The organism is Foliimonas ilicis (assembly GCF_039939195.1).
Lineage (GTDB): Bacteria > Pseudomonadota > Alphaproteobacteria > Rhizobiales > Rhizobiaceae > Foliimonas > Foliimonas ilicis.
Window position 1 is genome coordinate 145,697 of sequence record NZ_JBDUUH010000006.1, and the last position, 22,014, is coordinate 167,710.

Here is a 22,014-nt window from a genome sequence, read left to right on the forward strand (position 1 = left end):
CTATCCGCGTTATGGCGTGATTTCGCTGATTGTGCCTGCGCGGAAGGCTGTGAGGCCGCGCGCAACACTCTGCTGCAGCATGCGGAAGTCGGAAAGATAGGCCATGAAGCGATAGCCCATTTTACGCATATCCGCACCATAGGCGACAGAACCGCAATGAATGCCTGGAATGACACCGGCTTCCTTGCACTTTGCGGCGATATATTCGATCGCTTCGTAGACAGCCGGATAGCGCGGATCGAAGCCGGGCGCTTCGCCCATGGTGACGGCTAGGTCGGACGGACCGACGAAGATCGCGTCGAGATATGGGGTTTTCAGGATGTCTTCCAGGTTCCTCACCGCCTCTTCGCTCTCGATCATCGCCATGGTGACGACGGTTTCGTTGGCGTGCTGGAAGTAGTCGGAGCCTGCATAAAGCGAAGCTCGCAACGGACCCACGGAGCGGCCGCCCTGCGGGAAGTAGCGGCAGGCTTTTACGAAAGCGACAGCTTCGTCAGCCGTGTTGACCATCGGGCATATGACGCCATAAGCACCGGCATCGAGCACCTTGCCGATAATGGATGGGTCGTTCCACGGAACACGCACGAAGGGGGCGGTGTCAGTCGTCGAGATCGCCTGAAGCATCGGCAGCATGTCGGTGTAGTCGGAAGCGCCATGCTGGAGATCGACCGTCAGGGCGTCCCAGCCTTGCTGTGCCATCAGTTCCGCGGAGACGGAAGAAGGAATGCCGAGCCAGCCGGTCACGACCTCGCCGCCCGCTGCCCATATTTCCTTAGCCTTGTTCTTACGCATTTTATTCGTCCTTTCAGTGCGTTTTGTCGAGAATCAGATCGGCGGCCTTCTCGGCAATCGCGATCGTCGTGATGTTGGTATTTGCGGCAACGATGGTCGGCATGATGGAGGCGTCGACGACGCGCAGACCTTCCACGCCGCGAACACGGCATTCGCTGTCCAGAACGGCCATAGGATCGTCGTCGCGTCCCATCTTGCAGGTGCCGGATACATGCCAGCCCGACCAGACGGATTGCTTGACCCAATCGATGATCAGCTCTTCATCCTTCATCATCGTGTGCATGCGATCTGCCGTGCCGAATTTCCGGCGCAGCAGCATCTCCCTGAACAAGGGCAGGTAGTCGAAGGCATAGGCTGCGCTGGCGGTCTTGAGCCAGTTCGACGGCTTGCGAATACTGAGCGCCCGCGCATCATCGCTGTAGCCTGCGAGAAACCAGGTGTTGACGTGTTGCTGCACGTCCGGGGTCATCATGATACGATAGATGCGCTTGAAGCCATCGACGAGGCGCATCAAATCACGGCCGTCGGAAGCAAGGTTCAGATCGACGATCGGCTCGTCGTTCTGGTCGGACGTCTTCAACGTCACTGTTCCACGTGAATATGATTTGTTGACGCAGACATTCAGCGCGCCCATTGCCTTGCCGAGTGGATGCCAACCGGCCCTGTTGACCGGCATCATCAGCATGTCGCCCGGGTGGCAGTCGGCATGGTTCGATGAATAGCGCACTCCGAGGAAAATGTGGCGTCGCTGACCGGGCCGCAAACGCGCCGATTTCTTGAAATGCGCTGCGACTGCGAGATGTGGGTGGTCCGTCAGGTTTTCGCCGACGCCGGGCAGGTCGGCAATCATGTCGATACCCAGACGACGCAACTGCGCTGCCGGGCCGATCCCTGCGCGCATAAGGATGGCCGGCGAATGAAGAGCGCCTGCACAGATGATGACTTCGCTCGCCACATACTGCTTTGTCTGACCATCGATCGTGACACGAGCGCCGGTTGCGCGCCTGCCCTCGAAGGTCAGCCCTTCGACGAAAGCGTTGGCGAAGATGTGCAGGTTTTTGCGGGCGCGAGCTTCCTTGTGAAGATAGCCGACAGCCGTCGAAACACGGCGATCGTTTTCGTTTGAAAGCGGCAGCGGGAAGGAGCCGTCGTCGAATGTGCCGTTGTAATCCGGCTGATAGGGGTATTCCTGTTCCGTTACCTTCAACACCGACTTGGTAAAACCGGCCCAGTCCTCGGGAAAGACCCGGCGGATCGGGATATTTCCGGTCTTGTTGTGCATCTCGCCGTCGAAATCGAGGTCGCGCTCGAGCTTCTTGAGATATGGCAGCATGCCGGCCCAGCCCCAGCCTTTCAGGCCGAGGTTTTCCCACTCGTTATAGTCGTGCGGCAGGCCGCGAACGGCGAACTGGCCGTTGATGCTCGATCCGCCACCCATGACCTTGGCCTGCTCCAGCTTTGCCGTTTTCGGCGTACCGGAGTTCAGTTTGGGGGAACGATTATAGACGCGCAGTTTCGTCCAGTGATATCTCGGATCGAAGTAGGACAGACCGGGATAGCTGTCGGATATTATGTCCGGCACCGCATCCGGCGGCGTATCGGGCCCGGCTTCGAAAAGGGCAACCTGCTTGGTGCCGTTTTCGGAAAGCCGGCTGGCGAGCACGGCGCCTGCCGAACCGCCGCCGATGATGATGTAGTCGAATTGCATAATGCGGCTCGATTCAGGCGTAGTTGACCCAGATTGCTTTTTGCCGGAGGAATTCTTCGAAGCCGGGACGCCCCATATCCTTGCCGAAGCCCGATCCCTTGTAGCCGCCTGCCGTGTAGGTAAATTCCGGGCCACGGCCATGCTGGTTGACGAAAACCATACCGGCCTCGATGTTGTCAGCGGCCTTCAGGGCTTTTGCCATGTTAGTGGTGTGAACACTGGCTGCGAGACCGTAGGTCGGGTGTGCGGCGAGGGTGATGCCCTCTTGCAGATCGGCAAAGGTGCGGATTGTTGCCACAGGACCAAAGAATTCTTCACGGAATCCGATGTTTTCGTCGGATACGTTCTGAAGCAGCGTCGGCGCATAGAAGCTTCCGGCATTGCGCGTTTCCAGCGGGCCGCCGCCGGTGATGACGAAGCCACCTTGGGCAACCGTCTCTCGCACCATACCGTCGATGCGTTCCATCTGCTTCTTGCTGATGATGGGAGCGAATGTCGTCGTTTCGTCCCAGGTCGCGCCGGCCTGAATTGCCTTCGTCTTTCCAATCAAGCGCTCTACGAATTCATCAGCGATCTTCTCTTCGATCAGAATGCGCGATCCGGCGGTGCAGACCTGCCCGGCATTTGCCATGAACGCGGCAGCTACGCGACCGGCGACGACGTCGAGATCGCCGGCGTCTGCAAGTACCATCTGCGGGCTCTTGCCGCCGAGTTCGAGTGTGACCGGTTTGATGCCGGATTGCGCGGCCAGCGACATGATCGCTGCACCGGTCTTTGTCGAGCCGGTGAACGAAATCATCATGATATCGGGATGGCGTACGATTGCCGCACCCGTCGTGTGACCGTAGCCATTGATGACATTGAAAAGGCCTGCCGGAACCCCGGCTTGCGCTGCCAGTTCGGCAAGTGCCAGCAGGCTGTGCGGCGTCAGTTCCGAGGTCTTCATGACGATCGCATTGCCGGCTGCCAGTGCAGGCGCAAACTTCCATGCCGCCGTGATCATCGGAAAGTTCCAAGGAACGATCGCGCCAACGATACCGTAAGGCTCCTGGCGCACAATGCTCAGCGTATCTGCCTCGGTCGCGGTAACGGTACCTTCGATCTTGTCGCAGAATTCAGCAAAATAGCGAACCACCCCGGCGGTACGTACGGCGTCGCCCGTAATCGTGCCGGAAATCAGACGGCTGGACCCCATGGCTTCCAACTGACCGAGATAGGCCGTGTTTTCTTCGATAAGCTGTGCGAAGCGCATCAGAACCTTCGCGCGCTCGCGTGGCGCGATCTTTGCCCAGCGACTGGTCCTCAGTGCAGACTTGGCGGTGTCCACCGCCATGTCGACGGCTGCATCGCCGCCATCGGTGATCGGTCCCATATTCTCATGGTCGGAAGGGCGTAGCACGGAGATTTCCGCGCCGGGCAATTCGACATAGCGCCCGCCGATGTGATGCCCTTTTGGAACGGCAACGGTTGCGGGATCGAAACTCAAAGTCATGACAGATATTCCTTTCGCGGCCACGCATATGCGCGATCTGCATTTTCTACGCAGGCGTCGTGCCGGTGCTGCAAGTCATTGGTTCTGTTTCATGCGCGCTTCCAGGAACGGTCGCAGCAGGTCTGCGGATTCGTGGAAACGGCCAACGAAGCTTTTCAGTCGAGGGTGCTTGGGATGCAGCAATACCTGTTCTGGCGGACCCTGCTCGACGATCACGCCTTGGTCGAGGAAGACAACGCGGTCGGCCACCTCGAAGGCAAAGCCAAGTTCGTGCGTAACGATGACCATCGTCATGCCGCTTTCGGCCAGTTGCACGATCGCCTTCATCACTTCGCCGACGAGTTCGGGGTCCAGCGCGGAGGTCGGTTCATCGAACAGCATGACCTTCGGCTGCATCGCCATGCCGCGGGTGATCGCGACGCGCTGCTGCTGTCCGCCGGAAAGCTGGCGCGGATATTTATCGACATGCTGTTCGAGGCCCATCAGCGACAAAAGCTGAAAGGCCTTTTCGCGAACGGCCGCCCGCTGCTCTTTTTTGACGATGACCGGGCCTTCCATGACGTTTTCCAGCGCTGTCATGTGCGGGAAAAGGTTGAACTGCTGGAATACCATGCCGGTCATCGAGCGAATGCGATTGACTTCCTGCTTGGATATTCTGGTGGCGTCACGATCATCGGCTTCCTTCTGGAAGAGCAAATCATTGTCGATCGTGATGCTGCCACTCGTAGGCGTATTCAAAAGATTTATGCAGCGGAGAAGCGAGGTCTTGCCAGAACCGCTGGCGCCGATCAGCACGACCACCTCACCTTCGGTGACGGCAAGATCGACCCCCTTGAGAACATGGAGCTCGCCGAATTTGAGGCAGATGCTGCTGAGCTGAAGAATCTGAGCGGCAGTCGTTGCAGGATCGAGGGTTTTAGTGGTCATTTTGCAAGTACCCCGCCTTTTTCAAGCCTCCGGGAAAGGTAGGTCAGAGGCACGAGGATAATCAGGAATATCGCGCCGACAGCCGTATAAACCTCCATCGGACGATAGGTGAAACTGGAGATGTAACTTGCCTGATACAGCAGATCCGGAACTGTGATCATGGACAAAAGCGTGGTGTTTTTCATCTGGATGATCGACTGGCCGGCCAGTGGCGGGATCATGCGGCGGAAGGCTTGCGGCAGAATGATACGGCGCATGCGCTGGCCATAGGACATGCCGATGGCGGTCGCGGCATCCGTCTGCCCGGGATCGACCGACTGGACGCCGGCGCGCAGAATTTCGGCATAAAAAGAACCGATGTAGCAGCTCAGCCCGATGAAGCCAGCCCAGAATTTGGTGATGTCCAGACCTGTGAAGATTGGCAGTGCGTAGTAGACCCACAAGAGCGTGACGAGCAACGGTATGTTGCGAAAGAACTCGACGTAGATCTGACCGAGCAGCACCAGCGGACGGAAGGTGCTTAGCTGAATGAGGCCAACCAGAAGACCGATAGCAAGGCCCGCGGCGATCGTGATCACCGTAAAGTAGAGGGTCATCAAGAGACCTTGCCAAAGCAGGCCGATATTGTTGGTGATGACGGTATAATCGAACATGACTGTCCTCACTCGTTCATTGCGAGGGGAGGCCGGATAAGGCCGGCGGGTCCGACCGTCAGTAACGGTCGGATTTTAAAGCGACTTTGACCTAGAAGCTGAAGTTCGAAGGCAGGATCGAAAGATCGATGCCGCGAGCTTCCCAGGCGCGCTGTAACTTGCCCTGAGCCTGGCCCAGCGAACGCTGCTGCTGTATCCAGTTGGTCAGGAAATTGATGTAGCCTGCATTGCCGGGTTTACGGGCGACGGCAAGCGTTGCCGGATTGCGCAGAAGCGGTTCCGGTACAGAGACTTCGCCGACTTTCTGGTTTGAAATCTGCAGGGCGTCAAACACAGCAAACACGACGGCGTCGGCGCGGTTCGTTTGAAGTTCCATCAGCGCAAGGCCGCGATCTTCAACCGGGGTGATTTTCGCCTTTGGAAGCAGCGCTTCGGCAACGATCTGCATGGTCGAGCCTTTCTGAACGACGACTGTCTTCGCAGGATCGTTCAGTTCAGCCCATGTCTTTACGGGTTTGCCGGGAGGTGTAAGAACGGCCCAGGCGTCGGTGAACAGTGGTTCCCAGAGATAGTCGACGACGAGGCCGCGCTTGGGGTTCGGATTCACACCAATGGCGATGTCGATCTTGTTGGACTGGAAGTCCGCAGCGAGGTTGCCCCAAGTGGTTTCGACCGGCTCGAGCTTGACGCCGAGTTCGGCGGCGATTTCGCCGAGGAACTCATAATAGAAGCCGCTCCACTGGCCGGTTGCCGGATCCTTGATGTAGCCCGGCTCTTCGCCGGTCATAACTGGAACTTTAAGGACACCCGAAGACCGGATCTGGTCGATCACGGCAGACGGATTGTCCTGTGCCGATGCCGTCATCGGTGCAGCTAGCAGCGATAGTGCGACGACTGCAGCGGAGAAGATTTTGCTAAGCGATATCATTATATTCCCCTTTATTTTTAGACGTTAGCGACTGAGAAATCCCTGCGAAAGCGGATCACCCGCCTCGAAGAAGATGGTTTGGGACGAGGTGATGAAGGCGTTGCCCTCAATCTCGACGACTGCGGTATGCCGGTCATCGACGCGTGTCGTTTTTGACAGGCGTGCTATGAACGGAATGCCGAAGATATTGCTGGCGTGGTACGTGTCGCCTGCTTTCAGAGTGCCCTTATGGAGAAGGTGAGCCATTCGGGCGGAGGTGCCTGTGCCGCAAGGCGAGCGGTCGAATTTGTTCGATTCCAGAACGAGGAAATGTGTCGCCCGATCCGCAGCATCCGCGGTGTAGAAGAGGACGCTGGGCGCTGCTGATCCCGCAAAGAGCGGCATGCCGGAAATCGCTTCCTTGATTGCCTGTTTGATCGCCGAGCCCTTGAGCATCATGGCCGAGGCGTAGTCCGGCTTGAGCTCCAGCCCGAGCGGCGATGCATCGACGAGCGCGTACCACATGCCGCCATAGACGATATCCGCCGTTACCGTGCCGATGCCGGCAACCTCCACTGTCAGGTTTTCCAGTCCGACATAGCTTGGCACATTGGAAATCCTGACCGCGCCCAGCGAACCGTCTTCCTGCCAGTCAAGGCCGACGATCACCATGCCTGCGGGCGTCTCCAGGGTGAAGCTGTCTCCATTTGCCGGACTTATCTGCCCGCTGAAGGCCAGCGTCTTGGCAAAGCCGATCGTGCCGTGGCCGCACATATCGAGATAGACATAGGACGAAATGAAGAAGGCGCCGTAGTCTGCAATATCCGAGTGCACGGGGACCAGACCGACCATTGCCGCATGGCCGCGAGGCTCGTGCAGAAGCGCCGATCGCAGATGGTCGAAGCGATTACGGAAATCGTCGCGGCGCTCCAGAACGCTGTTGCCTGAAAGCTTCGGGATACCGCTCAGAATGACTCGTGTCGGGTGCCCCGCCGTGTGGCTGTCTATGACAGAGAATGAAGCACTCAGGGACACCATAACTTGTTACTTTCCGAAGAACCGGCCGACTTCCCCGCGCATGTTTTGCCAGATTTCACGGATCAGTTTTTCCGTAACGGCTTGTGCGGTCGCTCCGTCACCGGCCAGGATCGCGTCGAAGATGCGCGTCGTGTCGTCAAGCGAGAGCTTAATCATGTCCGGGTTCTGCTCGTAGGCATGGAACCGGTAGCGAAGGGCCTGTTTTTCAAGGCCTTCTAGAAGCCGGCTAAGCGTCCGGTTTTCCGCCAGTTCATAAATCATGAATGAGCCGCGTATGTCGGCAGTGAAGAATTCGCGAACGTCGCCGCGCGCCTGCGCCTCTTCCAGCTCAGCCTGCACTGTACGGAATTCCGCCTTGCGCTCGGCATTGGCGGATTCGGCCGCCTGGCGCGCTACGAGCCCTTCCAGTGGTATGCGACAGGTATAAACCTCATCGAAGTCCTTCTGAGACATGGGTGAGACCCAGATGCCACGACGCGCCTCGCGAATGACCAATCCGTCACGCTCAAGGAGGCGAAGCGCTTCGCGAACTGGTGATCGGCTGACGCCATAGCGTTCAGCCACCATCTCCTCAGTCAAACGCTCCTCTGAAGTCAGGCGGCCAACGATTATCTCTTCCTGCAAAGTCTCAGCGAGGCTCTCTGGAATTGACATCGACCATTTGGGTGCGCTTTGCAAAATCATGTCGACACCATAGTGTATACAATGTACATGTCAATCGCGATTAGAAAAGATTTTCGAGCGCCGTCTCAAACGTTCGCTTGGGCGGTGCAGGACGCAGCTTGGGAGCAGCAGCTGGCTGACTCTCAATGGTCAGAGATAAGGGATTAAAGACATGTACCACGAGCGACTTGAGCTACTGATTAACGGCGTGTTCCGGCAGGGCAGCGAAGGGGCTGGCGAGGATTTGATCGATCCAGGGACAGGTGACGTGCTGGGGCATCTGCCGCACGCGTCGACCGCCGATCTCGACGAGGCGCTTTCTGCGTCAGCGCGCGGCTTCAAGGTCTGGAAGGCGATGACTGCAATTCAGCGCTTCGCCATCATGTATAAGGCAGCCGACCTGATCGAGGCCCGCAAAGCTGAGATTGCCCGCACTCTGACGCTCGAAAACGGAAAGACGCTTGCCGAGGCGGCGGGTGAGGTGCAGTTTTCCGCGGATGTCGTGCGCTGGTACGCGGAAGAAGGCAAACGCGCCTATGGCCGCATCGTACCGGCGAGACTGCCGGGCGTTCGCCAGATGGTATTCAAGGAGCCGGTCGGTCCCGTCGCGGCCTTCGCCGCCTGGAACTTCCCGGCCAGCAATGTTATCCGCAAGATCGGTGGCGCCCTTGGTGCCGGTTGCTCGATCATCATCAAGCCGGCCGAGGAAACTCCCGGCACGGCGATCGCCTTCGGCCGCTGTTTCCAAGAGGCGGGCCTCCCGGCGGGCGTGCTCAATATTGTCTTCGGCGTGCCATCAGAAGTCTCTTCATACCTCCTTGCTTCGCCTATCCCGAAGAAAGTCTCGCTTACCGGTTCGACGACCGTCGGCAAACTGCTGCAAAAACAGGCGGCAGATACGCTGAAGCGTTGTACGATGGAACTCGGCGGCCACTCGCCCGTCATTGTTCATGCCGACGCTGATCTTGAAAAGGCGCTCGATACCGTCGTTGCCTTCAAATTCCGCAATGCGGGCCAGGTCTGCACGTCGCCGACCCGCTTCTATGTGCATGAAGCGCTTTATGAGCCCTTCATCGATGGCTTCGCAAATCGCACCCGAAAGCTGAAGATCGGCCACGGCCTGGAAGAAGGCACCCAGATGGGTCCAATGATCGCGGCCCGCCGTCTCGACGTGATGGATGGCTTCGTTGCAGACGCAAGGGCCAGCGGTGCCGAAGTGGTGACTGGCGGTGAGCGCCTTGGCAACAAGGGGTATTTCTACGCTCCGACGCTCCTGAAGAATGTACCTGACAACGCCCGCATCATGTCGGAGGAGCCCTTCGGTCCGATTGCGCCCACGACAACCTTCTCGACCTTTGACGAGGTGATCGAACGGGCAAATTCTTTGCCGTATGGCCTCGCTTCCTTCGTCTTCACCCAGAATGGCTCACTCGCTCAGAAGACCGAAATGGCGCTTGAAGCGGGCATGGTGGGCGTCAACCACATGATGGTCTCGACCGCAGAAACGCCTTTCGGCGGCGTAAACGAAAGCGGGTACGGCTCAGAATCCGGCAGCGAAGGCCTTGACGCATATCTCAGGACCAAATTCGTTACTGAGATCTAATGATAAATGTTGGTGCCGGGGCTTAAGGCACCGGCACGAAAAGCCCAATTTTTTTCAGCTCCTTAGAACGACATCGGTGTGAATCCGCTTGATTTGCGGATTCTCCGCCATGATGTGCACGGTCGTCATACTACGTTACATCTTTGGCCATGATATCGACAGCGCCAGCGGCATGCTGTGCTCCTACCGTCGTTGCGCTATTCTCTATCTGTACTTCGCCCTCGGTCTGCGGATATTGCAGGATCCACAATCCCCCATCCCGCAACCGACCGGGTCACCGGCTCGCGGTGCGCTAGCGCGAGTAACCGAGACCTGCCAACGCTTCGCGGAGGCCCGCATGACGGGCTCGGTCTCGCGGCATACGCCGATAACCGGGCGGTGTCGGACACGCCAGCAACTTGGCCACGCGCCACGCCGTCGCGTGATATCGAAATGCTTCGCAGCCTGACACTTCGGCATACCCGCCGAGCAAGCCAAGCGCAGCTGCAGTGTTGCAGAAGGAAAATAGATGACCGGTTTATTCCGTCTGCAGCCGGGCTATCCTGCCGCTACCGTGGCAGGTTTTGTGCGGCAGCGTTCATATGCTCGGTTCTTACAAGCGATGAGAAGGCAATAGAATGTGAGCAGGTTTCAAATGGCACATGCTTTGAAAGTCGGTCGCTGCCAGAAAATCTGCGATTCAAAAGTCGCAAAACAACTGAAATAGACCGCGCCTACTATAGCGGAGGCGTTGATCACTCGCTTAGTCTGGACCAAAACCAGGACCTGTCGACTTTCCGTCATCGAGTTTCGATAGCCATTCGAGCAGCGTCGAGCGATAGCGGGTAAGGCCTTTGTAGTCGGCCAGTTCGTCTGGCAGGTCGCGAATCACGCGGTGCAGCCTGCGCGCCCATTTTGGCGAGGTGACGAGTTCGTTCATGCTGATAAGGTAGCAGCGGATCGGAAACACCATCGCGTTGGAACGCGGCAATCGCCAGAAGCTTTGCAGCTCGACACGCAGATGAACCTTTTCGCCGACATTTTCCGTCGTCACCGTGGCCCGGTCGGTTCCCCATTTGTGATAATTTTCCGGGCTGGTGTCGAGGCGCGGGTTGATCGTCATCGTCCAGTTGAGGCGACGGGCGGGCCTGCCTTGCTGAATGTTGAGGAGGAATTTCAATGCTCTTTGGAATACGCCCATTTCGTGTGCAAGCGGCACGGGTGCATGCCATTCGAAGAAATTCATGCTGATGTCGAAATCCAGCGACCAGTCGGCCTGTGTCGTGACCATGCCCGCGTCCATCCAGAGATTGCCGTCGCGCTGGTCGAGCAATACGTAGTCGCCCTGACTCTGACGGGTTATGTATTCCATGGGTCCATAGGGCAGGGTGGAAACGTCGCCGAAGGTGAATGTGTCGTCGATGCCGAGCGGCCAGTTGACCCAGCGCCAGCGGTCGCCTTCACGGTGCAGTTCGAAGTGCTCGGGATAGCTCTCTGCCTTGGAAATCATCAGCAGTTCGAGCAGGTCCCAGCCCGCCAACGTCATATGGGGCAGCGACTGGCAGCGCAGCGGGTCTTCTGCCAGGACAAGCGCCCGATCCTCCATCTCCGATATATAATGCTCGTCGACGTCGATCAGATGTTCGAACACGCTGTTTTTCGGCCCTGCCGTGTGGGGCTCGATGTTGACGGCGTACATGTAGGAGTCTTCATGGAACGGGAAAGGAAACCGCCTGATGTGGTCGGGACTGTTGCGGTAGGTGAAGTCGCCGCGGAAAGTCTCTTTCCTGAAATCGATACCCATCTACTGGCTCCTCAGCATATGATCCCTCTAGCGTTCCAAGACGAGCGATTTTCCTTCGAAGCGTGATACGCATGGCATGATCTTGCATCCCGAGGCGTGTTCTTCCTCGGTGAGCCAATGATCATTGTGAAGAAAGAGGCCGTCGCTCGACACCACTTTGGTTTCACATTGTCCGCAGGCACCGCCGCGGCACAGATAAGGGGCGTCGACGCCGGCCGCTTCGATTGCTTCCAGCAGGCTCTGGTGCGAGCCGACCTGGATGGTGAGGTCCGATTTGGCCAATTTGACTTCGAAAGGTTTGCCAGGCGGGGGTGCCGCAAAATGCTCGAAGTGGATATTTTCATGGGGCCAGCCAGCGGCTGCGGCGATCTCACGAACCGCCGTGATCATCCCTGCCGGCCCGCAGACATAGAGATGGGTGCCGAGAGGCTGTAGAGCGAACAGACGCTTGAAGTCGATCCGTTGCCCCTCTTTATCATGATAGATGTGGAGGCGGTTGCCGTAGCGTTCCCGGAGCTGGCTTGCATAGGCCGCGAGCGGGGCCGAGCGCGCGCAATAATGCAGCTCGAAATTTCCGCCTACGGCCGCGAGCTGGGCCGTCTGCGCAAGAAACGGCGTGATGCCGATACCGCCCGCCAGCATCAGATGCTTCTTCGCCCGCAGGTCGAGCGCGAACAGATTGACTGGATAACTGATCTGCATCCCCATGCCTGGCCTGACGGCGTTGTGCATGAATAGTGAGCCGCCCCGACCGGTATCGTCTCGCCGCACGCTGATTGTGTATTCGCTTGTGTCGAGTGGCGAACTCATCAGTGAGTAAGGATTGAGCCGGGTAGCATCGTCGTCCGGCATTTCAACCACGATATGGGAGCCACCGGAGAAAGTCGGCAGGGGTTTGCCGTCAGTGCGGCGAAAGTGAAAGCGCTTGATCAACTCGTTGACCTCGACCACATCGGTAACGGTCACCTGCAACTTGTCGGTTCCGGCGCTCATCGGAAAAGCTCCTCCGTTGCTGGAATGTCGCTTGGATCCTCTGCATTGATGCATACGCCCTGGAAAGCGGCGAGCCGGCGCGAGTAATGGTCCCTTACAAGCAGAAGCAGGCCGCAATGCGAGCATGTCGCCGGTTGAGTCGTCACATTTTCGGTAATGCCTTTGCAATGCACACATTGCACGCGCCGCGCCAGCGAGCCGCGCTGCTCGGCCTGGATCGATGTGTGGTCGATACCGGCTTCGAGGGCCGCCTGCATGACTTGTCCGATTAGCCCTTCAGTGCCGGCGAGGTAGACACGCAAGCCCATATGGCCGGTTGTAAATACCTGCTTCAGCCCCGGCAATGCGGCATGGATCGACGGTTTTTCGCGCAGGCTTCGAGGCCGGAGCGCGGCGAGACGCTCAAGATAGGCGTCACCTGAGCGGCCTGGAATATAAACGATAGCAGCCGCGTCGAAGAAGCCTTCGGGGATCCGGTCAGAGAGATCGATTATTGCCTCGGCACCTTCGGCGTCGCCGACGAGAAGCTGGTCCACCCCGGTCTGGGGCGACAGCCTGCCATATAAGGGTCGGCTGATAATGCTCATACCGGAACCTAGCCCTTGGCAGTCCGCTTTGATTTGGTCGGGTCGTCAAACGGAAGCGGCTGCGCCGTAGCCTTGATGGTCCCGCTCGTGTTGACGATTTCCAGCGGGGTGTTTTTGACCGCCTTGCCGACATCGAGCCGGGCAATGCCCATCGATTTCTTCACCAGAGGCGAATACATCGCACAGGTCACAACACCGACTTTCTTGCCGTCGGCGCGGATTTCCGCTCCTTCGTCGGCTGGCTCGCTGCCTTCAAGCAACACGCCGTAAATCCTGAAGCGCTCCTTGCCTTTCAGCCGGTAATGCTCCTCCGCCCCGCGAAAGCCCGTCTTGCCGGGGCTGACTGTGAAGTCCAGGCCAAGTTCCCACAGCGTGTCGCCCGGGCCTTCGTTCTCGAACGGGTATTTCTGCGAATTGTCGTAGGGGTAGAAAAGCAGGTAGCTTTCCACACGCAACATGTCGAGCGTCGTGAAGCGGCATGGGATGATGCCGAGTTCCTTGCCCTCGTCGAGGATTCGGTCCCAAATCGCCGGGGCGTCCTGGCCGCGGCAGAAGATTTCATAGCCGCGCTCGCCCGTATAACCAGTGCGCGAGATCATCACCGGCAGTCCGAAAAGCTGCGTCTGCATGTGGTGGAAATAGGGGAGGTTCCTTATCCCGGGCACATGTTTTGACAGATAGTCCACCGCCAATGGCCCCTGCAGGGACAGGTCGTGGAGGTTGTCGTCGAAGCGGATCGATACGTCGCGCCCGACCGCAGCCTTTGTCAGCTCTTCATATGCGGTACCCGAGCCATGCACGACCATCCACGCATTTGGACCGGTGCGGTAGATAACGCAGTCGTCCGTGAATTTTCCGGCATCGTTGAGCAGACACGCATAGGCAGATTTGCCTGGATAGATTTTTTCAACATTGCGCGTGGTCGCCAGATCGATGACGTGTGAGGCATGTGCGCCGGTAATATGAACTTTCTTGAGGCCCGAAACGTCCATCAGCCCGGCCTTGGTGCGGATCGCGGTATATTCGGCGTCGGGATCCCCATCGTAACTCCAGGCGGTGCCCATGCCGCTCCAGTCTTCGAGCTTTGAGCCCAGCGCGCGATGCCTGTCCGCCAGGGCCGAGAATCGCCATGATGCTGTCATTCAAATCGCCTCCGCATTGCAAATGCCTTTGAGCAGGCCGGTCGCCTTCGGCGTTTTCCCTATGGCGACGTTCCCTTGCCGCTCGAAGAGTGTGCAACAATTTGACATAGGGTTGCAACACTATAAGGAAATTTTTTTTACTGATAGGATATATTCAGGACGCCGCAAGCCCTGCTGCGCCATCCAGCATAGTGGTTCGTTCTGCCGAGGCGATAGTGTTGGCCAGCAGCATGGTGACCGTCATGGGTCCTACGCCGCCGGGGACCGGTGTAATGTGGCTGGCTTTCTGCCGCACGCCCTCGAAGTCGACATCGCCAACGATCCGGCCGTCAGGCAAACGATTGATACCGACGTCGATTACCACTGCGCCGTGCCGGACCATCTGGGGCACTATGAGGTTCGGTACGCCGGCTGCGACGATCAGAATATCGGCCAGAATGGTGAACTGGGCGAGATCGCGCGTACGCGCATGGCATACCGCCACGGTCGCCTCCTCGCGCATCATCATCAGCGACATCGGTTTCCCGACGATGTTGCTCGCGCCGACGATCACCACATTCTGTCCCGCCGCCTCGATGCCTTCGTGCTCAAAAAGCTTCATGACGCCGAAAGGCGTGCAAGGCGGAAACACGGTTTCGCCGACCACGAGACCACCGACATTGTAGAGATGAAAACCATCGACATCCTTGGCTGCCGAGATGCGATGAAGGACACTGTAGATGTTGAAATGCGGCGGCAGCGGCAACTGAACAAGAATGCCGTGCACCGCCGAATCCTCGTTCAGCCGGTCGATAAGACCCAGCACCTCCTGTGGATCGATCGTCGCGGGAAATTCGTGCAGCCGCGCATTTATGCCAACGAGCGCCGAAGCGCGGATCTTGTTGCGGACATAGACTTGAGACGCTGGATCGGCGCCGACCAGAATGACGTCGAGGCCGGGAGTTACATTGTGCCGCGCCTGAAGCAAATGCACCTTCTGGCGGCATTCTTCGCGTAACGCTTCCGCGACGGCCTTGCCGTCGATGATCTTTGCGCCATGGCCTGGTCTCGTGCCTTTCATGCTGATTGTGCCCTTGATACAGCGCTCTAAAACAGCCCTTCGATCTGCCCCAACTCGTTGAGGAAAATCCGTTCGGAGGAGGGCGATCTTGGCAGGCCGGGCATCGTCATGATCTCTCCGCAGATCGCCACGACGAAGCCAGCACCTGCCGAAAGGCGCACCTCTCGAATAGGGACGGTGTGGCCGGTCGGCGCACCGCGCAGATTCGGATCGGTCGAGAAGGAATATTGCGTCTTGGCCATGCAGACCGGCAGCTTGCCGTAGCCCTGAGCTTCCCAGGCATGAAGCTGGTCGCGCACGCTCTTGTCGGCAATCGCCTCCGAGCCGCGATAGATGCGCTTGACGATCGTGTCCATTTTTTCGAACAGCGGCATCTCATCTGCATAGAGCGGCGCGAATTGCGATGCGCCGGATTCGGCCAGAGCGACCACCTTGTGCGCCAGTTCTTCTATGCCTTCCGATCCCTTTGCCCAATGCTTGCAGAGGATCGCGTCCTCACCCATCGAAGCGACATAGTCCTTCATGGCCTGAATTTCGGCCTCGGTGTCTGAATGGAAATGATTGATGGCAACGACAGCGGGCACGCCGAACTGCTTCACATTCTCGATATGCCTGCCGAGATTGGCGCAGCCCTTTTTGACTGCCTCGACATTTTCCGTGCCGAGATCGTCCTTCTTGACGCCGCCATTCATTTTCATGGCGCGCACGGTTGCAACGATAATTGCGGCTGCAGGTTTGAGGCCCGCCTTGCGGCATTTGATGTCGAAGAATTTTTCGGCACCGAGATCGGCACCAAAACCAGCTTCCGTCACCACATAATCGGCAAGCTTCAACGCCGTCGTCGTCGCGACGACCGAGTTGCAGCCATGCGCGATGTTGGCGAACGGGCCGCCATGGACGAAGGCCGGATTGTTCTCCAGCGTCTGCACAAGGTTCGGCTGCATTGCATCCTTGAGCAGAACGGTCATCGCGCCATCGGCCTTGATGTCGCGCGCAAAGACCGGCGTCTTGTCGCGGCGATAGGCGATGATGATGTTGCCGAGACGTTCTTCCAGATCCTTCAAATCCTTCGAAAGGCAGAGGATCGCCATGACTTCCGAGGCAACCGTAATGTCGAAGCCTGCCTCGCGCGGATAGCCATTGGTGACGCCGCCAAGCGAGCAGATGATCTCGCGCAGTGCCCGGTCGTTCATATCCATCACACGACGCCACGCAACGCGGCGCGTATCGATGTTCTGCTCATTGCCCCAATAAATGTGGTTGTCGATGAGCGCCGAGAGGAGATTGTGCGCGGCGGTGATGGCGTGGAAATCGCCGGTGAAATGCAGGTTCATGTCCTCCATAGGCACGACCTGCGCATAACCACCGCCAGCGGCTCCGCCCTTCACGCCGAAGCAAGGGCCGAGTGAGGCTTCACGAATGCAGATGATCGCCTTCTTGCCGATGCGGTTCAGGCCGTCGCCCAGCCCAACGGTCGTAGTGGTCTTGCCTTCGCCGGCCGGCGTCGGATTGATGGCCGTCACCAGAATGAGCCTGCCATCCTTCTTTTGGCGGGCCTCCGCGATGAAGGCAGCCGAAATCTTGGCCTTATCATGCCCGTAGGGCAGGAGATGTTCCGAGGGTATGCCTATCTTGGCGCCGATTTCCTGAATCGGCTTTTTCTGCGCTGCGCGCGCAATTTCGATGTCGCTTTTTACTTGGGCCATGGATTCCTCAATTAAGAAACGTCGATTGATGACAGGAAATCGTAGTGTCAGCCGTATCCAGTTCGCCCAGCCGTTACTGACCGTCAATTGCCGAGAATCATAACAATCGGCATTTCAGGGCGTCAACCTTAAAGAAAGAAAGTTTCATAAAAAGAATAAGTGATCGGCCTTCCAAAAAGACCGCACAAAGCGGTTGGCCGGCAAACTCATAGCGAGTTGACAATCCTTCGGTTCTGTTAGAAATTCCTCTTAGGAAATGATATTTCTGTAAAGGAAAGCCGCCAGCAAGAGCGCTCTACCTGAACAGGAGGGGATGATGGACCATAATGCCTGCGGCGACAGCTCGCTCGCCGCCACCATCATGGATTGCTGGACTGATTTGTTCGAGTTGTTGTCGGCTGGCATCGACCTGATGCTCCGGCCCCGTTTTGCTACCGCTTTCGTGAACTGTTCGACGACCTGACTCGCACGATGACACAGGGAGGCAAGCCGCGCTGAATATGAGAAGCAAAATGACAGCGGCAAGGCTTTCCGGCACGCGCAATGTACTCATGCCCGGATGCAATTTCCGTCCTCCCTTCATGCCTCCCCCGGTAAGCTGCCGATAACAACCAGAGCCAAGTGCAAAAGAAGACGTACCCATTTCCAGGGGGAAGTGATGGACAATGAACATACAGCACTGACAATTATATTCACTGAATTTTACTACTGGGTCACCGTGGTCATGATGTTCCTGATTCATGTGGGACTGCTTGCTTACGAATTTGGCGTTACACGACCCAAGAACCTCAATCAGACGCTGACCCGTCACACAATGAGCTTGGCACTTGTGACCGTAACGTGGTTCCTGTTCGCCTGGTGGATCTATTGGGCCTTCAACAACGGTCCGTTCCTGTTCGGTGGCCTGATTTCCAATGATGCCACTGCCGCGGCGCTGCCATGGGCGCGGGAGATGGGACCGAATTTCCAGGACAACATTCAAGGTGTTTTCTGGGCGGCCTTTCTACTTTTCTCATGGGTTATGTCGGCGATCCTGTCGGGCGTCGCCATCGAGCGCGTCCGCACGGGCGCATTCATGATCCTGGCGGTGCTGATCGGCTCGGTGACCTGGATCTGGCACGCATCATGGGGATGGCATGCGGAAGGCTGGACGGTTCAGCTTCTCGGCTATCACGACGCATACGCGTCGGGCGTTATTCACGCCATCGCCGGCGGCGCCTGCCTTGCGCTGACCATCGTGCTCGGCCCGCGCATCGGCAAGTTCGGACCCAATGGAGAAGTGCGGGACATCAAACCGCATAACTCGTTCCAGTCGGTCATCGGCCTGTTCATCATCTACACCGGGTTCTGGGGCTTCTATGCGGCCTGCAATATCCCGATCATCGATGTGAGCAGAGATGAAGGCATCGTGCGCTTTGCCGCCACGACCATCTACGGTACCCCGACGACCTTGTCGGCCATTACCTTCAACTTCCTGATGTCGCTGGCCGGTGGCCTGATGGCAGCCTATACGGTCAGCCGCGGTGATCCTTTCTGGACTTTGTCAGGCGGACTTGCAGGCATTATCTCGGCGTCGGCCGGTAATGACCTCTACCACCCGCTCATTGCAATGTTCATTGGTGCTGCGGGCGCCGTCATCGCCTATAAGATGCATTACTATGTCGAGCGCCGTTTCAAGATCGACGATCCTGTCGGCGCGATCGCAGTGCACGGCTATGCAGGCACCTGGGGTCTTATCATCTGCGGCTTTGTATTGTGGGGTTATCCGGCTGCGCCGGCCGCACCTGCTGTGCAGAATTGGGCAGGCTCGGTCGGCTGGCTCGGCGTCACCGCAGCGGGCGATCCGGCGATCAACCCGCTGGGCATGATCATCGGCGCGATCCTCTGCTTCGGTCTGTTCGGGTTCCTGGCTACTTGGGTGGTCGCCAAGATTCTCCAGAATATGGGAATTCTGCGGGAACCGATCGAGATCGAACTGGCTGGTGCCGATGCCTGGCGTAATCAGGACATGTATCCGTACGGCGCAGGCGTGGTGACCGAGTTCGAGGAAATCGAGCGGGACGAAGCCAGCAAACTTTAATTTCCAACAAAGGGAGACCTGACATGTGGAATGGACTCACTGACTGGACCAATCTGGACCAGATCAACGCCTTCTACCCTTTCCAGGGGTTGGAATGGCTGCTCGTTGTTGCAACGGTGATCTTCTGGCTGTGGTGGCATTGGCGCTGCATCCGCGATGAAAATGAAGAGATGCGGGAGGCCGTGGAGTATTATCGCCGCCACGGCATCAATAAATGTCTGTCACCTGACGGAAAGCCGCGTCGACCGAAAGAAGACGCGCCTCTGTCGATCGGAGAGTAAAGAAGACGCCCGGCGCTGCAAAAGCGCCGGGCGTCGCCGCCACATCCCAATGCGCCGCATTCGCTATGCTCGGGCCAAGAGTATGATTTGAGTCCCTTGCCATTCATGTTAGGAGAGGCCAGTGGGCCGATGAGTGGCCGATAGCTGTGGGCGCAGATGGCTGGAACAATGAAACCGAAGAAAAGCAGCAAGTCCGCACCGGCAGAAGGCTCTGTCAAAGACCAGCCGACAGTGCCGCGGGCAGGTGCACGGCTGGTACAGAATCCTCACGCCGTTCGCGACACACGCGAAAAGGTGTTGGAGGTCGCGATTGGCCATGAAGTGCGTGCCTTTCGCAAGCAACTCGGAATTACCGTCGCAGATTTGGCTGCCGCGACGGACATCTCGCTGGGCATGTTGTCCAAGATCGAAAACGGCATCACCTCTCCGTCGCTCACCACGCTCCAGTCGCTGTCGCGGGCACTCGGCGTGCCGCTTACCTCACTGTTTCGCCGCTTCGAGGAGGAACGCAGCGCCGTATTCGTCAAGGCGGGCGAAGGGGTCGATGTCGAACGACGCGGCACGCGGGCGGGCCATCAATATAATTTGCTCGGTCATATCGGTGCCAATTCCAGCGGTGTCGTTGTTGAGCCTTATCTGATCACGCTGAGTGAGGATTCCGACGTGTTTCCTACCTTCCAGCACGAAGGGATGGAATTTATCTATATGCTGGAAGGCGAGGTCGTTTACCGGCATGGCGACGGCCTTTTCCGCATGACGGCAGGCGATAGCCTGTTCTTCGATGCCGATGCCCCGCACGGTCCCGAAGAACTAACCCGCCGGCCGATCAGATATCTCTCGATCATCTCTTATCCGCTAGGCAGGCAGAGCGAATAAACGCGTTTTTTCTGGCGACCGGTGCCATCCGACGTTTTCTCTTAAGAAAATAAAATTCATCTCAGTTGAATTTGGTTTCCGAAGCTGCTAGCAGTTTCTGAGAAGACCTTATCCGAATGAGGTGACGGAGATGTGCGGAATTGTCGGACTTTTCCTGAAGGACAAGTCGCTTGAGCCTGAGCTTGGCGCGCTGCTGTCGCGAATGCTCGTGACACTTACCGATCGCGGCCCCGATAGCGCCGGAATAGCGATCTATGGTGCGCCGGATGGCAACCGCGCCAAGATCACGGTGCAGTCACCCTTCCCCGATCGCGATTTTCCAGGACTTGAGAAATCGTTGTCGGAGAAGCTGGGCGTGGATGTTAAGCTTACGCGCAAATCCACTCATGCGGTCGTCGCCGTGCCTGCCGATAAGGTGGACGAGGCCCGCGCGGTCATTAGCGAGCTGGCCCCCGACATACGCGTCATGAGCTCCGGCGGTGTCGTGGAGATTTATAAGGAAGTCGGTCTGCCTCAAGAGGTCGTCGAGCGCTTTGGCGTGGACGCGATGTCGGGCACGCATGGTATCGGGCATACGCGCATGGCGACAGAGTCGGCGGTAACGACGCTTGGCGCACATCCGTTCTCTACCGGCCCCGACCAGTGCCTCGTGCACAATGGATCATTGTCCAATCACAACAATCTGCGCCGCGAGTTGAAACGGCAGGGCATCACCTTCGAGACCGAGAACGATACAGAGGTGGCAGCGGCCTATGTTTCCTCGCGCATCGGGCAGGGCGCTTCGCTTGGCGAGGCGCTGGAAAGCGGGCTCGACGATCTTGATGGCTTTTACACATTCGTCGTCGGTACGGAGTCGGGTTTCGGCGTCGTGCGGGATCCGATTGCCTGCAAGCCAGCGGTGCTGGCCGAGACAGATCAGTATGTCGCCTTCGGGTCCGAATACAGGGCGCTCGCCATGTTGCCGGGGATCGAAGACGCGAAAATCTGGGAACCCGAACCCTCCACCGTCTATTTCTGGGAGCACTGAGTTCATGCCGGTCATCGACCTTTCAGAAGTGCCCCTGCGCGTGCTGAATCAGGCGCTCCACGAAGTGCGTGAAGGTGCCAACGAAACGGTATTCGAAGTTCTGAATCCTCGAGGCAGCCATTCTGTCGCGGTGGGTGTTGATGCCCCCGTGACCGTAGAGGTGCGCGGCAGCGTGGGTTATTACTGCGGCGGCATGAATTCGCAGGCGACGATCATCGTCGACGGATCGGCTGGCCCTGGTGTCGGCGAGAACATGATGTCGGGCAAAATCGTGGTCAAGGGCGACGCCAGCCAATATGCAGGCGCGACCGGCCGTGGCGGTCTGCTGGTCATCGATGGCAATGCGTCTTCGCGATGCGGCATTTCGCTGAAAGGCCTCGACATCGTCGTGCGCGGCAATATCGGTCACATGTCGGCTTTCATGGCGCAGTCCGGCAATCTTGTCGTGCTTGGCGATGCCGGTGACGCGCTGGGCGATTCAATCTACGAGGCGCGGCTCTTCGTGCGCGGCAGGGTGAACAGCCTGGGTGCGGACTGCATCGAGAAGGAGATGCGGCCCGAGCATATTTCCCTTCTTGAGGGACTGCTTGCGGATGCGGGTATCAGCGACGTTCGTCCCAGCGAGTTCACCCGCTACGGATCGGCTCGCAAACTTTACAATTTCAACGTCGACAACGCCGACGCGTATTGAGGGGC

Annotated in this window: 21 protein-coding genes and 1 pseudogene; 7 read left to right on the top strand and 15 right to left on the bottom strand. The window is 58.0% G+C overall.

The window, feature by feature from the left end:
- Positions 1–9: 9 nt before the first annotated feature.
- The 8 genes from ABFT80_RS14835 to ABFT80_RS14870 form a co-directional block, all read right to left on the bottom strand.
- Entirely contained in the window at positions 10–792 is a 783-nt protein-coding gene (locus ABFT80_RS14835; protein ID WP_347972699.1) for an HpcH/HpaI aldolase family protein, read from the bottom strand.
- Between the two features lie 13 nt (positions 793–805).
- A complete protein-coding gene (locus ABFT80_RS14840) occupies positions 806–2,500 on the bottom strand; it encodes a GMC family oxidoreductase (protein WP_347972700.1) in 1,695 nt (564 codons plus the stop codon).
- 13 nt (positions 2,501–2,513) lie between these two features.
- Positions 2,514–3,992, bottom strand: coding sequence for an aldehyde dehydrogenase family protein (locus tag ABFT80_RS14845; protein WP_347972701.1), 1,479 nt, complete (start codon positions 3,990–3,992; stop codon positions 2,514–2,516).
- Between the two features lie 75 nt (positions 3,993–4,067).
- Positions 4,068–4,919, bottom strand: a complete 852-nt coding sequence (locus ABFT80_RS14850) for an amino acid ABC transporter ATP-binding protein (RefSeq protein WP_347972702.1) — start codon at positions 4,917–4,919, stop codon at positions 4,068–4,070.
- Positions 4,916–5,572, bottom strand: coding sequence for an amino acid ABC transporter permease (locus tag ABFT80_RS14855; protein WP_347972703.1), 657 nt, complete (start codon positions 5,570–5,572; stop codon positions 4,916–4,918). Before ABFT80_RS14855 ends, ABFT80_RS14850 begins: the two co-directional genes overlap by 4 nt.
- 91 nt (positions 5,573–5,663) lie before the next feature.
- Positions 5,664–6,500, bottom strand: a complete 837-nt coding sequence (locus ABFT80_RS14860) for a transporter substrate-binding domain-containing protein (protein WP_347972704.1) — start codon at positions 6,498–6,500, stop codon at positions 5,664–5,666.
- 24 nt (positions 6,501–6,524) lie between these two features.
- On the bottom strand, positions 6,525–7,517 hold the full coding sequence (locus tag ABFT80_RS14865; RefSeq protein WP_347972705.1) for a proline racemase family protein: 993 nt from the start codon (positions 7,515–7,517) through the stop codon (positions 6,525–6,527).
- Between the two features lie 6 nt (positions 7,518–7,523).
- Positions 7,524–8,171 (bottom strand): GntR family transcriptional regulator, encoded by a 648-nt coding sequence (locus ABFT80_RS14870; RefSeq protein ID WP_347972706.1) that lies wholly within the window; start codon positions 8,169–8,171, stop codon positions 7,524–7,526.
- 181 nt (positions 8,172–8,352) lie between these two features.
- Between ABFT80_RS14870 and ABFT80_RS14875 the strand changes: the two genes are divergently transcribed.
- On the top strand, positions 8,353–9,783 hold the full coding sequence (locus ABFT80_RS14875; protein WP_347972707.1) for an NAD-dependent succinate-semialdehyde dehydrogenase: 1,431 nt from the start codon (positions 8,353–8,355) through the stop codon (positions 9,781–9,783).
- A 22-nt stretch (positions 9,784–9,805) separates the two neighbouring features.
- Here the strand turns inward: ABFT80_RS14875 and ABFT80_RS28100 are convergent.
- The 7 genes and pseudogenes from ABFT80_RS28100 to ABFT80_RS14905 form a co-directional block, all read right to left on the bottom strand.
- Positions 9,806–9,906, bottom strand: a pseudogene (locus ABFT80_RS28100) (Lrp/AsnC family transcriptional regulator); the annotation flags it as partial.
- Positions 9,907–10,525: 619 nt separating this feature from the next.
- On the bottom strand, positions 10,526–11,566 hold the full coding sequence (locus ABFT80_RS14880; protein ID WP_347972708.1) for a heme-dependent oxidative N-demethylase family protein: 1,041 nt from the start codon (positions 11,564–11,566) through the stop codon (positions 10,526–10,528).
- Between the two features lie 27 nt (positions 11,567–11,593).
- Positions 11,594–12,559 (bottom strand): PDR/VanB family oxidoreductase, encoded by a 966-nt coding sequence (locus ABFT80_RS14885; RefSeq protein WP_347972709.1) that lies wholly within the window; start codon positions 12,557–12,559, stop codon positions 11,594–11,596.
- Complete coding sequence (locus ABFT80_RS14890) at positions 12,556–13,146, bottom strand: dimethylamine monooxygenase subunit DmmA family protein (protein WP_347972710.1); 591 nt, start codon at positions 13,144–13,146, stop codon at positions 12,556–12,558. Before ABFT80_RS14890 ends, ABFT80_RS14885 begins: the two co-directional genes overlap by 4 nt.
- Before the next feature lie 8 nt (positions 13,147–13,154).
- Positions 13,155–14,288 carry an aminomethyltransferase family protein gene (locus ABFT80_RS14895; RefSeq protein ID WP_347972711.1) on the bottom strand — a complete coding sequence of 378 codons (1,134 nt, stop codon included), beginning with the start codon at positions 14,286–14,288 and terminating at the stop codon, positions 13,155–13,157.
- A 154-nt stretch (positions 14,289–14,442) separates the two neighbouring features.
- A complete protein-coding gene (folD, locus tag ABFT80_RS14900) occupies positions 14,443–15,348 on the bottom strand; it encodes a bifunctional methylenetetrahydrofolate dehydrogenase/methenyltetrahydrofolate cyclohydrolase FolD (RefSeq protein WP_347972712.1) in 906 nt (301 codons plus the stop codon).
- 26 nt (positions 15,349–15,374) lie between these two features.
- A complete protein-coding gene (locus tag ABFT80_RS14905; protein ID WP_347972713.1) occupies positions 15,375–17,054 on the bottom strand; it encodes a formate--tetrahydrofolate ligase in 1,680 nt (559 codons plus the stop codon).
- Between the two features lie 313 nt (positions 17,055–17,367).
- Between ABFT80_RS14905 and ABFT80_RS14910 the strand changes: the two genes are divergently transcribed.
- The 6 genes from ABFT80_RS14910 to ABFT80_RS14935 all read left to right on the top strand — a co-directional run bounded on the left by ABFT80_RS14910 (position 17,368) and on the right by ABFT80_RS14935 (position 22,009).
- Positions 17,368–17,517 (top strand): hypothetical protein, encoded by a 150-nt coding sequence (locus ABFT80_RS14910; protein ID WP_347972714.1) that lies wholly within the window; start codon positions 17,368–17,370, stop codon positions 17,515–17,517.
- A gap of 195 nt (positions 17,518–17,712) precedes the next feature.
- On the top strand, positions 17,713–19,134 hold the full coding sequence (locus tag ABFT80_RS14915; protein WP_347972715.1) for an ammonium transporter: 1,422 nt from the start codon (positions 17,713–17,715) through the stop codon (positions 19,132–19,134).
- Between the two features lie 23 nt (positions 19,135–19,157).
- Positions 19,158–19,415: a hypothetical protein gene (locus ABFT80_RS14920; RefSeq protein WP_347972716.1), complete on the top strand. Its 258-nt coding sequence runs from the start codon at positions 19,158–19,160 to the stop codon at positions 19,413–19,415.
- 168 nt (positions 19,416–19,583) lie between these two features.
- On the top strand, positions 19,584–20,291 hold the full coding sequence (locus tag ABFT80_RS14925) for a helix-turn-helix domain-containing protein (RefSeq protein WP_347972717.1): 708 nt from the start codon (positions 19,584–19,586) through the stop codon (positions 20,289–20,291).
- 130 nt (positions 20,292–20,421) lie between these two features.
- Complete coding sequence (locus ABFT80_RS14930; RefSeq protein WP_347972718.1) at positions 20,422–21,318, top strand: class II glutamine amidotransferase; 897 nt, start codon at positions 20,422–20,424, stop codon at positions 21,316–21,318.
- A gap of 4 nt (positions 21,319–21,322) precedes the next feature.
- Positions 21,323–22,009: a GXGXG domain-containing protein gene (locus ABFT80_RS14935; RefSeq protein WP_347972719.1), complete on the top strand. Its 687-nt coding sequence runs from the start codon at positions 21,323–21,325 to the stop codon at positions 22,007–22,009.
- Positions 22,010–22,014: the final 5 nt, after the last annotated feature.